Source organism: Gemmatimonadetes bacterium SCN 70-22 (assembly GCA_001724275.1).
In the GTDB taxonomy this organism is placed as follows: domain Bacteria; phylum Gemmatimonadota; class Gemmatimonadetes; order Gemmatimonadales; family Gemmatimonadaceae; genus SCN-70-22.
Genome location: MEDZ01000019.1, coordinates 35,538 through 49,869, shown reverse-complemented (window position 1 = coordinate 49,869; position 14,332 = coordinate 35,538). Strand labels below are relative to the sequence as shown.

Genomic DNA, 14,332 nt, shown 5'->3' with positions numbered 1-14,332 from the left:
AGCGGCCGTATCGCGGGTGGCGGCCCAGCGGCGCGTGCGTGCCCGCGGCCCGCCGCCCCCCTTCTCCCCGGTGGCGCGCGAGGCGCGGCCGGGGCATTTTGTATACAATCCACCCTTCACCCCGCGACCCGCATGCGCGCTCCCCGTCCCGCCCTCGCCCTCGTGCTCGGCGCCGCCTCCCTCGCGGTCCCTCCGCTTCACGCGCAGGGAAGGGGAGAACGCAATCCCCTCCCCCGTCCGCGCGCCGAGATCGTCGCCGCGATCGACTCCATCGCCAACGCCTTCCTGAAGGACGGGCGGGCCGCCGGCATGTCGATCGCCGTCGTGAAGGGACGCGACACCCTGGCGTTGAAGGGGTACGGCAAGGCCGACCTCGAGCTCGACGTCGCCACGCCGGCGCGCGCCGTCTACGAGATCGGCTCGGTGACCAAGCAGTTCACCGCCGCCGCCCTTCTCCAGCTGCAAGACGACGGGAAGCTCTCGCTCGACGACGAGCTCACCAGGTACCTCCCCGACTACCCCACGCAGGGGCACCGCGTCACCCTCCGACGCCTCCTGGACCACACGTCGGGAATCAAGGGCTATACCGAGCTCCCCGGCTTCGGCGCCATCATGACCCGCAAGCTCCCCAAGGACTCGCTCGTCGCCCTCTTCAAGAACGAGCCGTTCGACTTTGCGCCTGGCGAGGGAGAGGTCTACAACAACTCGGCGTACTTCCTGCTCGGGCTCGTGATCGAGAAGGTGGCGGGGAAGTCGTATGCCGACTACGTGAAGGAGGGGCTCTTCGCCCGGGCGGGGATGGCCGACTCGCGCTACTGCTCGGAGAGCGCCATCACCCCGCGCAAGGCACACGGCTACGACATGGGGCCCGGGGGGCTGCGCAACAAGGGATACATCGACCACACGTACCCGTACGCCGCCGGTTCACTCTGCTCGACCGTCGGCGACCTGGTGGCGTGGAACCGCGCCCTCCACGGCGGCAAGATCCTCTCGGAGCGGGCCTACCGCGAACTCCTCACGCCGGGAACGCTCAACGACGGGACCACGCTTCGCTACGCGAAAGGGCTCGCCCTCCACACCTTCGCCGGGCATCGCACCATCGAGCACGGCGGGGGAATCAACGGCTACCTCTCGTCCTCGGCGTATTTCCCCGACGAGGACGCCATCATCGTGGTCCTCATCAACACCGCCGGCCCCGTCTCGGCGGATGCGGTGACCGCGGCCCTTGCCACCGCCACCTTCGGCCCCGCCACGCGCCCTTCGCAACGCTACGCCGGCAACCTCGCCGAGCTGACGGGCACCTACGGTGGCGTGGGACGCGGCGCGCGGCTCGCCATCACGGTGACCGCCGACAGCGGCAAGCTCCGCGCGCTCTTTCCGCGCAACCAGTCGGCGGCCGAGCTGCGCTACATCGGCAACGACACGTGGGAGATCGAGGACACCCGCCTCACCTTCGAGCGCAAGGATGGCAAGGTGGCGCGGGTGCGGGCCGATCTCGTCTACGCCCCGGCGGGCCGCGGCCCGCCGGCCGCCGCCCGCCGGCTGACGGCTGCCTATCGGCCGGCGAGCGCGCCCTGGGCCCGTTCGGCGAGCGCGCGCTCGGCGGCCGATTGCACCTCGCGGTCGCGATCGCGCTGCAGCTGGCGGAGCGCCGCCTTCGCCGCGTGCGTCCCGGCCGCCCCCAGCGCCTGCACCGCCGCCAGGCGCAGCGCCAGCGATCGCCGCGCCAGGAGCCGCCCGGGCTGGGCCAGGCGCACCAACCGCTCGACGGCCTCGTCGGTGGGATTCGCGCCCAAGGCCTTCACCAGCGCATGCTGGACCTCGGGATCGGCCTCACGCTCCAGCGCCTGCACCAGCGCGGGGACGCCGCGCGGGTGGCGCGCGGCGGCGATGGCATGCGCCGCCTGGAGCCGCACCGCGGCGTTCGTGTCGGCCAGGAGCGGCGGCACGGCACTCATCCCCCGCGCGGTCCCGATCCGCGCCAGTGCCGCCACGGCGGAGCGCCGCACCCGCGCGTCGCTGTGGCCCAGCGCCCCGACCAGCACCGCCTCCGCCTCGCGGGACCCGAGTTCCCCCAGCAGCTCCACCGCATTGCGCACCACGTACCAGCGCGTGTCACCCATCAGGTGCATGAGGAGCGGTGCGGCTGACGGGCACCGCGCGATGGCATGACGGAGCGCGCGACGTTCCGAGGTGACGTTCGACGCGATCAGCTGCTCGACCAGCGCCTCGGCCCCCTCGCCTCCCGTTCGCACGAAGATCGACTCCAGCGCCGGCCGCAGCTCTCGCCGTACCGCCAGGAGCCGCGCGAGCCCGCGCATGGTCGAGGGGCTGGCGACGCGACGCACGTGAATCCCGAAGGCACGCTTCACGTCGGCGTCGGCGATCGCCGCCTCGCGCGTGACGACGCGATGCAACAGGTGCGTGACCGCCTCCCACTGGTCGACGCGCGCAAGGTCTTCGCACCGGCGCAGGAGCACATCCAGTGCTGCCGCCGCCTCGTCCGGCGTCACCCTTCCCTCGAGGCGCCGCAGCGCCGTGGTCACGGCGTCGGCGCTGCTCCGCGAAGCGAAGGCGGCCTCGGCAAGCTGCCGCTGGTCGCTGCCGCGGTCGATGCCGCTCTCGCCCCCGCGCTCGCCCCCGCGCTCGCCCCCGCGTGCGCCCTCGCGCTCGTCTCCGGCCACAATGGCGCGGTTCGGCCCCCGCTCCCTTCCGCGGTCGTCCCCCGACGCGCGCGGGGGCGGCGTCGGCTCGGCCACGATGGCGCGCGTCACGGCGATCGGCGTCGGCCGGCGCACGAAGCCGCCATGACCCAGCGTCACCGACACCGTCGTCAGGCGCAAGGCCAGCGTCCGGGCGTCGAAGTTCTGCCCGTCGTCCCCGGCCACTGGCGGCGTCGCCAGGACTCGCGCCACGCCGAGCAGGTCTGACGCCTTCACCGCCGGGGTGAACGCGAGCGCGCGCACGGAGTGCCCTGCCATGCGCGCCGCGAGTTCCTGAAGCCACAGCGCCGCGTCCTGGATGAACGGGTTCTCCGTGCCACTGGCCAGCGCGAGCCCGATGTCCGCTCGCGAGATCACGTGTCGCCCGGTGCGTCCCGCCGCGATCGCCGACCGCAACGCCTCCTTCTGCGCCCCGACCAGCGACGGGCGGTGCGTGAGCAGCCAGACGAGCCGGGCGACGTTGGCGACGAACGGGGACGGATGCGGCATGACGGATGGGATGGCGCTGGTCGGTGGAGATCTTCGCTGAGACTAGGACGCGCTCCCGGGGCGCGGCGAAACACAGTCTGGTCCCGTCGGGCATGCGCCCTTATCGTTCGCCGCACCCACTCCCAGCATTCGCACCACATGGCGCTCCACGCCTGGACGTCGGCGCGCTGCGTCGTCCCCCTCCCCGCAGGACATCGCTTCCCGATCGAGAAGTACGAGCGCCTGCGACGCCGCGTCATCGACGAAGGGCTCGTCCCGCCGTCGCACCTGCATGAACCGGAGCGGGTTGCGCGCGCCGACCTGCTCCGGGTGCATACCGCAGACTACGTCGACCGGATGATCGGGGGGGCGCTCACGGAGGCGGAGTTGCGGCGCATCGGCTTCCCCTGGTCCGCGGGGCTCGTGGAGCGGTCACTCCGCGCCGTCGGCGGGACGTGCGAGGCGGTCGCCTGTGCCCTGGACGAGGGGCTGGCCATCAACCTGGCCGGAGGAACACACCATGCCTTCCCCTCTCATGGCGAGGGGTTCTGCGTCTTCAACGACGTGGCGGTGGCCGTGCGGGGAGCCCTCGCCGCGGGACGAATCCGGCGCGCGGCGATCGTCGATCTCGATGTCCACCAGGGCAATGGGACCCACGCCATCTTCGCCGGCGATCCCCGTGTCTGCACCTTCAGCATGCACGGCGGCCGCAACTATCCGTTCCACAAGGTGAGCGGAACGCTCGACATCGAGCTGGAAGACGGCATGGGCGACGAGCGGTACCTGTCGTTGCTCGCCGAGGCCCTCCCCCGCGTCCTGGCCGGCTCGGCGCCCGATCTCGTGGTCTATCTCGCCGGGGCCGACCCCCACGAGGGCGATCGCCTCGGGCGACTGGCGCTCACGTTCGAGGGGCTCGCCCGGCGCGACCACATGGTCCTCCACGCGGCGCGTGAAGTCGGGATTCCCGTGGCCATCACCATCGCCGGCGGATACGGGCGCGATGTCGACACCACCGTCGAGGTGCACTGCCGCACCGTGCGCGTCGCCGCGGCCATGACCTGACGCACGGGGGGGCGGCACGCGGCGTCCGGGCCGCGCCCCCGGAGCGACCCGGCGCCGATCACGTTGCCGCTGCCGGCGCGGCGGGGCCGCTCACGGCTTCGTCATCCCGAAACCGGCCACGTGCACGTCGAGGTTGTGGTTCACGCGGATCCCGTACACCCCATCGGTCGACTCGAGCTTCCCGGGGCCGATGAGGTCGGCGCGCGGGAACGTCTCGACCGCCACGCCGTTGATCACGCACGAGACCCGGTCCGCATCCACCTTCCACGCGATCTCGTTCGTCGCCTTCCCCTGGGCATCGCCCTTGTGCAGCGCGTCGCTCGCCTTGCGATCGACCAGCGTGTGCACCTCGCTCCCGAAACGGTGCTTGATGGAGTACATCCCCGTCCCGAAGGCGACGCAGTACAGGTAGTTCTGGTCCTCGCCGTCGAGCTTCGTCCCCCCGATGAACAGCCCGTAGGCCTCGGGGTGCGCCGGCGAGCGCGTCTGCGTGAAGGTCGCGCGCACGGTGTAGCTCCCGCTCGCCACGTCCGCCGGGTTCCAGTACGTCGCCGCGGGCCCCGCCGTCACGTGCAACCCGCTCCCCATCGCGACGAACCTGGCGTCGCCGATCTTGCGCCCTTGCTTCTCCGCCTGGGGATCGATGCGTCCCGTCCACCCCTTCACCAGCACGCCGCCGTCCTGCACGAGCTTGTCGGGATCCCCGCCCTGCGCCATGGCAGGAACCGAGATGAGCACCACCAGCAAGCACCCGGAGCAAATCGACCGTCGCATGAGTCCTCCTCGCAGTTCGCCACGTCGGGCGGTGGATGTCGACCAAGACGATACCCCGCCCGTTGCGAGGGATCCAGCGGGCTCGGGCGTCCCGATCCCGCCCTCCCTATCTTTCCCGCATGCCGCTCCCCATCCCTGCCCCACGCGCCGAAGGGACCACCTCGACCACGTCGGCCCCGCTCTACTGGTGCACGTACGGAGCCGCGCCGTCCTCGCCACTCCTCGTCCTCCATGGCGGCCCCGGCGCGCACCACGACTACCTCCTTCCGCAAATGCTCGCCCTGGCCGAGCGGCACCAGCTGGTCTTCTACGACCAGCGCGGCGGTGGCCGATCCCGGACCGACGATCCCGCCGCCATCACCTGGCAGGTGCACGTCGATGACCTTGCCCACGTCGTGCGAGAGCTGGGCCTGGAGCCGCTGACGATCGTCGGCTATTCCTGGGGCGGGATGCTCGCCTTGCTCTACGCGCTGGAGGCGATGGAGCGCACCGACGTCACCCCGCCGCACCGCCTCGTCCTCATCGACCCCGCCCCCCTCTCGCGCCCGCACCGCGACGCCTTCGAGGCGGAGTTCTTGCGTCGACAGTCCGCCCCCGCCATCGCCCGGCTGCGCGAGGAGCTCGCCTCGTCGGGACTCAGGGAGCGCGCCCCCGCGGCCTATCGCCAGCGCCTCTTCGAGCTGGGGGTGGCCGGCTACTTCGCCGACCCGCTCCGCGCGCATGACCTCACCCCGTTCCGGGTCACCGGGCGCGTGCAACAGTCAGTTTGGGAAAGCCTCGGCGACTTCGACCTCATCCCCCGCCTGTCGGCGCTCCAGTGCCCCTCGCTCTTCGTGCATGGGTGGGCCGACCCGATCCCGGTCGAGTCGACCCTGGCTGCCGCGCGTGCCATGCGCGGGCGTTGCGTCGTCTTGGAAGCAAGCGGGCACGTCCCGTACGTGGAGCAACCGGACGCGCTCTTCGGCGCGATCGGGCAATTCCTTGGGGAGACCTCAGACGGCGCGGGGTAGGGCAATGACGCGGACCGACCAGAACGAGCAGCTGCACGTCACGACCGTCGAGATCGAGGGACGGCGCCTCAGCGTCTCCGTCGCCATCGAGTTCGACGGCGTCGAGCACATCGGCCACCTGTGGTACGCCGACGAGGAATGGGACGACGAGGAGGTGCGTGATCACGGCGCGATACCGGGACAGTCGCCGGAGGAGGTGCTGGCCCACGCTCGGCAGCTGTCGCAGGCCGAGCTGGCGCTGCGCTTCCAGCGCGCCCAGGCCGACAAGCGTCGCTTCCACGGACTGCGCCAGATCACCGAGGACGTCCTCTCGCGCATCCGCCACCTCAACGCGGTGGCGATCTCGATGCGGGCGGGACTCCTCGACCTGGAGGAGGCGGCGGCCGAGATCGACGAGACCGAGAAGCGCCTGCACGAGATGGTCGGCCAGCTGCGTCACTTCGCCGGCGTCGCCAGCTAGCGGGGGACGCCGCGCCGGGCGGCGGGTATATTGCGCGCATGCTCTCCCCGCGCGCCGCCGCCCACGTGCTCGACGAGATTGCCACGCTGCTCGAACTGCGCGGCGAGTCGCGTGCGACGTCGCGCGCCTTCGCGTCCGCGTCGCGCGCGCTCCACGTCCTGGCCGTCGACGACGTCACCCCCTTCATTCGCGAGGGTAGCCAAGGGGCGCTGGCGGGACTCGCCCCGGCGGCGCTCGACGTCCTGCGCGACCTCGCCGCATCCGGCGACTCGCAGCTGCTCGACCAGCTGCGCGAGAACACTCCCGAGGGACTGCTGGAGATGTTGCGCGTCCCGGGGCTTGGAACGGCCAGGATCCACCAGATCCACGGGGGGCTGGGGATCGAGACGCTGCACGAACTCGAGCAGGCGGCGCGCGACGGGCGCCTGGCGTCGCTGCCGCGCTTTGGGGAGCGCACGGCGGGGAAGGTCCTGCGCGGGATCGCCACGCTGCGGGAGAGCGGGGCACGCGTCCTGTACCCGCATGCGGCGCTCGACGCGGAGCGCCTCCTCGCGCTGGTCCGTGCACACCCCGACGTCGTGCGCGCCGAGGTGGCCGGCTCGCTCCGCCGCCGGTGTGAGACCATTGGCGACGTCGACATCGTCGCCGCCACGCGCGGGGAGCCGTCGCTGGTGGCCGCCGCATTCGCCCACGCGCGAGGCGCGCGGGAAGTCGTCGGCGGGGGCGGGCCGGCGCTGAGCATCCGCTTCGAGGATGGGACGCGACTCGACCTGCGCTGCGTGAGCCCGGATCGCTTCGCGCTGGCGCTGTGGTGGGCGTCGGGGAACGCTCCGCACTGCGCGCAGGTCGTCGCCGCCGCCGCGGCGCGTGGCGTCACCATCGGGACGGATTCGGTGCGCGACGCGCGCGGCGCCACGATCCCCGTGCCCGACGAGGGAGAAGTCTATGCGCTGGCCGGACTCCCATTCATCGCTCCCGAACTGCGAGAGGCGACGGGCGAGGTCGACGCCGCGGCGCGAGGCGCGCTCCCCCGACTGATCTCCGCCGGCGACCTGCGCGGGGTGCTGCACTGCCACTCGCACTACTCCGACGGCGCCGGGACGATCGCCGAGCTGGCCGAGGCCGCGCGCGAGCGGGGGTGGGAGTACCTGGGGATCAGCGATCACTCGCAGTCGGCCTTCTACGCCGGCGGGCTCTCGCGTGACGCCATCCGGCGCCAGCACGAGGAGATCGACGAGGTCAACGACCGCCTGCAGGGCTTCCGCGTGCTCAAGGGGATCGAGGCCGACATCCTCCCGTGCGGGCGTGTCGATTACGATGCCGCCCTCCTCGATCGGTTCGACTACGTGATCGCCTCGGTGCACTCACGCTTCGGGATGAACGAGGTGCAGATGACGGATCGGGTACTGAAGGCGATGGACGATCCGCACGTGACCATCGTCGGACACCCGACGGGACGCCTCCTCCTGACGCGCGAGGCGTTCGCGATCGACGTCCCGGCGATGCTCGACAAGGCGGGCGAAGCTGGCGTGGCGATCGAGCTCAACGCCGATCCGCATCGCCTGGACCTCGACTGGCGCCACCTGCGCGCGGCGCAGGCGCGCGGCGTCCTGGTCGAGATCGGTCCCGACGCCCACTCGGTGGCCGGACTCGATCACGTGGCGCTCGGCGTCGGCATCGCGCGCAAGGGGTGGCTGGGCGCGGGCGACGTCCTCAACGCGCGCGGCACCGCCGGTGTCCTGGCCTTCGCCGCCGCCAGGCGCAACGCGAGCGCCGGCCCGGCCCTCGCCCGTTAGGCGACGCCGCCACGCCCCTCCCCTCGCCGCCCCCGTACCCGTACCCGTACCGCACCCGCGCGCACGCCCCTCCACCGGAAGGCCAACCCGACCCCCACTCACGCATGGCGGCGAAGACGAAACAGGCACCTACGACCAGGGCCGGCACACCGAAGGCCGCCGGGGACGGGAAGGCCCCGGCGAAGAAACGGGCAAGCGCGGGAGCGGCGGCGGCCGGGTCGCGCACGAAGGGCGCTGCCCCGGCGACGCGCCACGCGAAGGTCGCGAAGAAGGCGACGGCAGCTGCGGCGAAGGGGGCCAGACGCCCGGCGAAGCCGTCGCGCGCACACGCCCGCACCCCGCTCCGCAACGCGAACCCCGAGGCGGCCGACGCCATCTATCGCGAGCTCCTGGCGCTCTACCCCGACGCGCACTGCGAGCTCGACTTCCAGTCGCCGTACCAGCTGATCGTCGCGACGATCCTCAGCGCGCAGTGCACCGACAAGCGCGTGAACATGGTCACGCCCGTCCTCTTCAGGCGATACCCCACCCCGCACGCCCTCGCGGCCGCACGCCCCGAGGAGCTCGAGGCGATCATCAAGAGCACCGGATTCTTCCGCGCAAAGGCGAAGTCGCTCATCGGGATGGCCGGCGCGGTCACCGACCGGCATGGCGGCACGGTGCCGCCCAGCATGGACGACCTGGTCCACCTCCCCGGCGTGGGGCGCAAGACCGCCAACGTCGTCCTCGGCAATGCATTCGGCATCGACGAGGGGATCGTGGTCGACACCCACGTCGGGCGCCTGGCCAACCGACTCGGCCTAACGAGCGAGACCGACCCGGTCAAGGTGGAGCAGGCGCTGATGCAGCTCGTCCCGCGCGAGCGCTGGACGATGCTCGCGCACCTCCTCATCTGGCACGGCCGGCGCCTGTGCGAGGCCCGCAAGCCCCGCTGCGCCGAGTGCCCCCTCGCCCCCCTCTGCCCTTCCGCCCAGCTCCCCGCCTGACCCCGCCGGCCGGGCAGTTGGCCTTTCCCACCCAGCGCTTAGTTTCCACCCGGTTGGACGCTCTCGTCTGCTCGTCTTCCCGTCCTCTCGTCTTCTCCCGATCAATGAAATCCGCCACGATAGTCACCTCCAAGGGGACGCTCACCCTGGAGCTCTACGACACCGAAGCCCCCAACACCGTCGCCAACTTCGAGAAGCTCGCCAACAGCGGCTTCTACGACGGCACCCGCTTCCACCGGGTCATCCCCGAGTTCGTCGTACAGGGCGGCGATCCGTATTCCAAGGGGGGCGAGCATGCGAAAGGCCCCGTCGGCACCGGCGGCCCCGGATGGAAGATCAAGTGCGAAACGGCGGGGAACCCGCACAAGCACGAACTGGGTTCCCTCTCCATGGCTCATGCCGGAAAGGACACGGGGGGCTCGCAGTTCTTCATCGTCCTGAACCCCGACAACTGCCGTCACCTCAACGGCGTGCACACCGTCTTCGGGCGCGTCACCTCGGGCCTCGACATCCTGCCGACCATCAAGCAGAATGACGAGCTCACCTCGGCGCGCGTCGACTAACCGAACCCCCGACTCCACCCCACCCATGTCATCCCAGCACTCGAGCGACCAGGGCGCTGCCTTCAAGGGGCTCATCGTCACCGCCTTCCTCCTCTTCGCCATGGTCTTCGGCATCATGAAGTGGACGAATGCCAAGTACGCCTCGCACGAAGCCGGCAAGGCCGGGGCGACGACGAAGCACTAGTCGACGTTCCTCCGTCCGAATCGACTCGGGGCCGGGCTCAGCGGTGTGAGCCCGGCCCCGAATGTCATCTCCCCACAGGACCCGCGTCTCACCCCTCGGCGGGAGCCCTGGCCCCGTCCAGGATCCAGTCGGTCAGCGGCGGCAGCTCGGTGAACGCGGGAATCCGTCCGTCCGGACTCCCCTTCCCCCCGATCAGCACCCCCCTGCACCCGGCCGACGCCGCTGCAATCGCGTCGACCTCGGGGCGGTCTCCGACGTACACGGCCCGCTCGGGCGCCACGCCGAGTCGGCGCAGCACCTCTCGCAGGCCGGCAGGATCGGGTTTCAGCACGCCGATCGACGCCTCCTGGGCCCAGGCGACACAGTCGAACATCGCCTCGACGCCGAGCGCCCGCAGCTTGGGGATGGGGGGATAGTCGGAGAGGACCGCCGTCCGGAGTCCGGCCCCTCGCAGGCGGGCGAGCGATTCCGAAAGTCCCGGACGCGCCGCCGCGGCGAGCGCGGGGAGTGGAGCGACATCGAACCACTCGTGCACGATGCGGCGGACCTCCTGCTCGCGCTCCCCGCTCAGCTCTGCCGTCAGGCGAAGTTGCACGTCGGCCAGCGCCCCCCCCAACTCGTCTCGACCGCGTCCGCGAAGCTGCTCGTGTACCCGGCGGTACGACCGGATGACGGAGAGCACCGTGGTCGCCTCGGTGGGACGCATGAGGCTCCCCTTCAGGAGGCGCGGCAGGAGCCCCCACCGCATGCGCCGGGTGTCGTAAAGCGTTCCGTCCACGTCGAATACGACGGCGGAGACTTCGGTCATGACTGGGGGTGTTGCGAGTCGTGGCGCGGGGGATCGACGGTCCGAGCCCAAGGGAGCGACAATGGTACGCTGTGAACGTCCCGAGGACACTCGGCGCCGTCAAGCTCTTGTCACGATGCGCTTTGCAGGATCTTGGCGACTGGAGAGGTGCAGGTGGCGGGGCAAGTAACTTACCGTTCAGTCACTAATATGGCTGACTTTCACGCCCCCCAAACCAACGACGATGTGGCGCCGGACCTCGGCGACGCATCAGCTCCCGGTGCCGAGCCGCCCGCCCCTCGCTGGCGGCGCCTGCCCGAGGAGCGCCCGCGCCAGATCATCGACGCCGCCTTCGACGTGTTCAGCGACGCGGGGCTCCAGGGGGCGCGGCTCGACCGAATCGCCCGTCGCGCCGGGGTCTCGAAGGGGACGATCTACCTCTACTTCGCCAGCAAGGAAGAGCTCTTCCGCGCCGTGGTCGAGGCCAAGGTCATCACGGTCATCGAGGCCGCCGAACAGGATGCCGCGCGGCGGGCCGCCGGCGACGAGTGCGCCGTCGACGCGCTGCGTCGCCTGATGCTGAACCACTGGGACCTTCTCCGGTCGTCCACGTACCTCGCGATGCACCGCCTGGTCCAGGCCGAGCTGCACCACTTTCCCGACCTCATGCGCTACTACGGCGACGAGGTCATCGAGCGCTCGTTGCGCCTGACGGCGAGCATCATCGCCCGGGGAATCGCCCGCGGCGAGTTCGTCGTCGTCGACCCCCTGGCCGCGGCCCGCATCCTCACGGCGATGCTCGTCACCAACGCCAACTGGTACGAGCGACGCCACCTGTTCCAGTCCAGCATGCACGAGTCCGCCGACGTCGTGCGCGACACCGTCATCGCCTTCGCGCTGCGTGGCCTCGTCGTCCCCGCCGGCGCTGCCCCCGCCTCACCCCGCACCAATGCCTGACCCCTTCCCGTTCCCGTGGCGGGCCCTCCCCCGCGCCGCCATGCTCGTCGCCCTCCTGATGGTCGCGCCTTCGGGCGCGCGTGCCCAGGCCCCCGCGGCCGGCCGCCTGTCGTTAGGCGAGGTGGTGCAGATGGCGGCATCGCGCAATGCCGCCGTCGACGCCGCCCGGGCGCGCACCGCGCAGGCCCAGGCCCGCGTCCGGCAGCGCCGCGCCGACCTCTTCCCCTCCCTCTCCGCCGCCGCCGTCCAGGCGGGACGCACCTTCAACACGGCCACCCTCGGCTTCGCCTTCAGGGGGAGCGACGGCGTCCCCCTCTTCAATCCTGACGGTCAAGTCGAGGGGCCGGTCCTCACGACCGACCTCCGGGCCCACGCGTCGCAGGCGCTCTTCGACGCCGGGGCGATGGCGCGCGTGAGCGCCGCCCGCGCGGCCGCGTCGGCGACCGAGACCGAGGCCGCCGCCGCCGCCGAGCAGGCCGCCGGCGCTGCGGCCATCGCCTATGTCCGACTGCTGCGCGCCGATGCCCAGGTGGCCGCGCGCCAGGCCGACTCGGCGCTCGCCGGCGAGTTGCTCGTCATCGCCCAGGAGCAGCTGCGCGCCGGCGTGGGGGTCGCCCTCGACGTCACGCGCGCCCGCGCGCAGGCCGCCCAGGTCCGCGCCCAGCTGATCGCCGCCCGCGCCGACCGCGCGCACGCCGCCCTCGAGCTGGCGCGACTCCTCGCGCTCCCCGCCGATGCCCCGGTCGCCGCCGCCGATTCGTTAGGCGCGCTGGCCATCGCCGCCGACGACTCCGCCGGCAACCTGCAGCAGGCCCTCGCCCGCCGCCCCGAGCTGCGCTCCCTGGACGCCCAGCTGCACTCCGTCCAACAGCAGGAGCGCGCCGTTCGCCGCGAACGCCTCCCCACCCTCAGCGCCTTCGGCGACAACGGTCCCATCGCCGGCGAGGGAGGATCGTACCTCCGCACCTACAACTGGGGCGTGCAGCTCTCGCTCCCGCTCTTCGACGGCTTTCGCCGCGAGGGCCGGCTCGAGGAGCAGGCGGCCGTGCATCGCGAGCTGGAAGTCCGCCGCCACGACCTCGCGCAACAGGTCGCCCTCGAGGTGCGCGGGGCGAACGAGGATCTCGCGTTCGCCCGCGAGCAGCTCGACGCCGCGCGCGAGCGCGTGGCGCTCGCCGAGCAGGAGCTCGCGCAGGCCCGCGACCGCTTTCGCGCGGGCGTCGCCGGCAACGCCGATGCCGTGACCGCCTCGCTCGCGCTCAACGCCGCCCGCACCCTCCTCATCGACGCCACGGCCGCATGGCATGGCGCCCGCATCGCCCTCGCCCGCGCACTGGGCGAGGCGCGCACCCTGCACTGATCGCCCCCTCGACGCTTCGCTCGCCCCTTACGCCTCGCACCATGTCCAGCACCGCCGCCCCCGAATTGCGCCAGTCGAGCGCCGCTCCGCCCGCGCCCCCGCCACCAACGCCCGATGCGGGAAACCGGCGCCGGCGTGTCATCCTCGTCATCGCGGCGCTCGCCGCCGTCGCCGCCCTCGTCACCGCCGTCCGGGCATGGAGCTTCGGCCGCAGCCACGTCTCCACCGACAACGCCCAGGTCGACGGAAACATCACCCCCGTCGTCTCCCGCGTCGGCGGCTACGTCTCGCGCGTCCTCGTCGACGACAACGTGCGCGTCAAGGAGGGCGACACGCTCCTCATCCTCGATGACGCCGAGTTCCGCGTGCGCCTGGCGCAGGCAGAGGGCGATCTCGAGGCGGCCCGCGCCATTGCGGGCGGCCTCGGCGTCGACGGACAGTCGGAGGCGGTTCTGCGCTCCGCCACCAGCCAGCGAGCCGCCCTCGAGGCGCAGCTCGGCGCCGCCCGCGCCGGACTCACCAAGGCACGGGCCGACCTGGGGCGCGTCGAGGAACTCGTCGACAAGCAGATCGTGTCACGCCAGCAGCTCGATGCCGCCCAGCTCGCCGTCCGCGCCTCGGCGGCGAACGTCGAGGCGGCCGAGCGGCAGCTGGCGGGCGCCACCGCCGGCGTGGACAACGCCCGGGTGGGGACGCGCCTCGCCCAGGCGCGGCTGGCCGCCGCCACCGCCGTGCGCGACAACGCGGCGTTGCAGCTGACGTACACCCGCATCCTCGCTCCGCACGACGGCTTCGTCTCCCGCAAGCAGGTCGAGTCGGGGCAGCTCGTGCAGGCCGGGCAGCCCGTCCTCACCGTCGTCGACGACCGCGACATCTGGGTCTCCGCCAACTTCAAGGAGACGCAGCTGGCCCGGTTGCGTGCCGGCCAGCCGGCCGCATTCGACGTCGACGCCTATCCCGGCTGCAGCGCCGAGGGACGCGTCGCCTCGCTCAGCCCGGCCACCGGCGCCAAGTTCGCGCTCATCCCCCCCGACAACGCCACCGGCAACTTCACCAAGGTCGTGCAGCGCGTCCCGGTCCGCATCGCCGTCACCCGGGGGTGCGGCGCCGACCGCCCCCTCCGCCCGGGCATGTCGGTGAACGTCCACGTCAGGACGCGTTAGGCGCATGAGCAGTACGGTCCTCCCGTCGCCCGTCCCGAT

At 72.0% G+C, this 14,332-nt stretch carries 13 protein-coding genes and 1 pseudogene; 12 read left to right on the top strand and 2 right to left on the bottom strand.

Annotated elements, in window-relative coordinates:
* Positions 1 to 132: 132 nt before the first annotated feature.
* The 4 genes from ABS52_10835 to ABS52_10820 all read left to right on the top strand — a co-directional run bounded on the left by ABS52_10835 (position 133) and on the right by ABS52_10820 (position 4,253).
* A complete protein-coding gene (locus ABS52_10835; GenBank protein ODT03095.1) occupies positions 133 to 2,172 on the top strand; it encodes a hypothetical protein in 2,040 nt (679 codons plus the stop codon).
* Positions 2,169 to 2,930 (top strand): hypothetical protein, encoded by a 762-nt coding sequence (locus tag ABS52_10830; GenBank protein ID ODT03094.1) that lies wholly within the window; start codon positions 2,169 to 2,171, stop codon positions 2,928 to 2,930. The genes ABS52_10835 and ABS52_10830 overlap by 4 nt, the downstream gene beginning before the upstream one ends.
* Positions 2,931 to 3,021: 91 nt before the next feature.
* On the top strand, positions 3,022 to 3,252 hold the full coding sequence (locus ABS52_10825; GenBank protein ID ODT03093.1) for a hypothetical protein: 231 nt from the start codon (positions 3,022 to 3,024) through the stop codon (positions 3,250 to 3,252).
* A 98-nt stretch (positions 3,253 to 3,350) separates the two neighbouring features.
* Positions 3,351 to 4,253: a deacetylase gene (locus ABS52_10820; GenBank protein ID ODT03092.1), complete on the top strand. Its 903-nt coding sequence runs from the start codon at positions 3,351 to 3,353 to the stop codon at positions 4,251 to 4,253.
* Between the two features lie 90 nt (positions 4,254 to 4,343).
* Here ABS52_10820 and ABS52_10815 read toward each other — a convergent pair whose 3' ends face one another.
* Positions 4,344 to 5,027, bottom strand: coding sequence for a hypothetical protein (locus ABS52_10815; protein ODT03091.1), 684 nt, complete (start codon positions 5,025 to 5,027; stop codon positions 4,344 to 4,346).
* A gap of 119 nt (positions 5,028 to 5,146) precedes the next feature.
* On the opposite strand from ABS52_10815, the gene ABS52_10810 reads away from it, so the two are divergent.
* From ABS52_10810 to ABS52_10790, 5 genes and pseudogenes are all read left to right on the top strand, one after another.
* Positions 5,147 to 6,037, top strand: a complete 891-nt coding sequence (locus ABS52_10810) for a hypothetical protein (protein ODT03090.1) — start codon at positions 5,147 to 5,149, stop codon at positions 6,035 to 6,037.
* Positions 6,038 to 6,041: 4 nt separating this feature from the next.
* Entirely contained in the window at positions 6,042 to 6,497 is a 456-nt protein-coding gene (locus ABS52_10805; GenBank protein ID ODT03089.1) for a hypothetical protein, read from the top strand.
* Between the two features lie 38 nt (positions 6,498 to 6,535).
* Positions 6,536 to 8,293 (top strand): hypothetical protein, encoded by a 1,758-nt coding sequence (locus ABS52_10800; GenBank protein ID ODT03088.1) that lies wholly within the window; start codon positions 6,536 to 6,538, stop codon positions 8,291 to 8,293.
* A gap of 293 nt (positions 8,294 to 8,586) precedes the next feature.
* Positions 8,587 to 9,279 (top strand): annotated as a pseudogene (locus ABS52_10795) (endonuclease III).
* 104 nt (positions 9,280 to 9,383) lie between these two features.
* Positions 9,384 to 9,842: a cyclophilin gene (locus tag ABS52_10790; GenBank protein ID ODT03087.1), complete on the top strand. Its 459-nt coding sequence runs from the start codon at positions 9,384 to 9,386 to the stop codon at positions 9,840 to 9,842.
* A gap of 272 nt (positions 9,843 to 10,114) precedes the next feature.
* Here ABS52_10790 and ABS52_10785 read toward each other — a convergent pair whose 3' ends face one another.
* A complete protein-coding gene (locus ABS52_10785; GenBank protein ID ODT03086.1) occupies positions 10,115 to 10,834 on the bottom strand; it encodes a hypothetical protein in 720 nt (239 codons plus the stop codon).
* 225 nt (positions 10,835 to 11,059) lie between these two features.
* Between ABS52_10785 and ABS52_10780 the strand changes: the two genes are divergently transcribed.
* The 3 genes from ABS52_10780 to ABS52_10770 all read left to right on the top strand — a co-directional run bounded on the left by ABS52_10780 (position 11,060) and on the right by ABS52_10770 (position 14,293).
* Complete coding sequence (locus ABS52_10780) at positions 11,060 to 11,770, top strand: hypothetical protein (GenBank protein ID ODT03085.1); 711 nt, start codon at positions 11,060 to 11,062, stop codon at positions 11,768 to 11,770.
* Positions 11,763 to 13,130 carry a hypothetical protein gene (locus tag ABS52_10775; GenBank protein ODT03084.1) on the top strand — a complete coding sequence of 456 codons (1,368 nt, stop codon included), beginning with the start codon at positions 11,763 to 11,765 and terminating at the stop codon, positions 13,128 to 13,130. The genes ABS52_10780 and ABS52_10775 overlap by 8 nt, the downstream gene beginning before the upstream one ends.
* Before the next feature lie 140 nt (positions 13,131 to 13,270).
* Positions 13,271 to 14,293: a hypothetical protein gene (locus ABS52_10770; GenBank protein ODT03139.1), complete on the top strand. Its 1,023-nt coding sequence runs from the start codon at positions 13,271 to 13,273 to the stop codon at positions 14,291 to 14,293.
* Positions 14,294 to 14,332 lie beyond the last annotated feature (39 nt).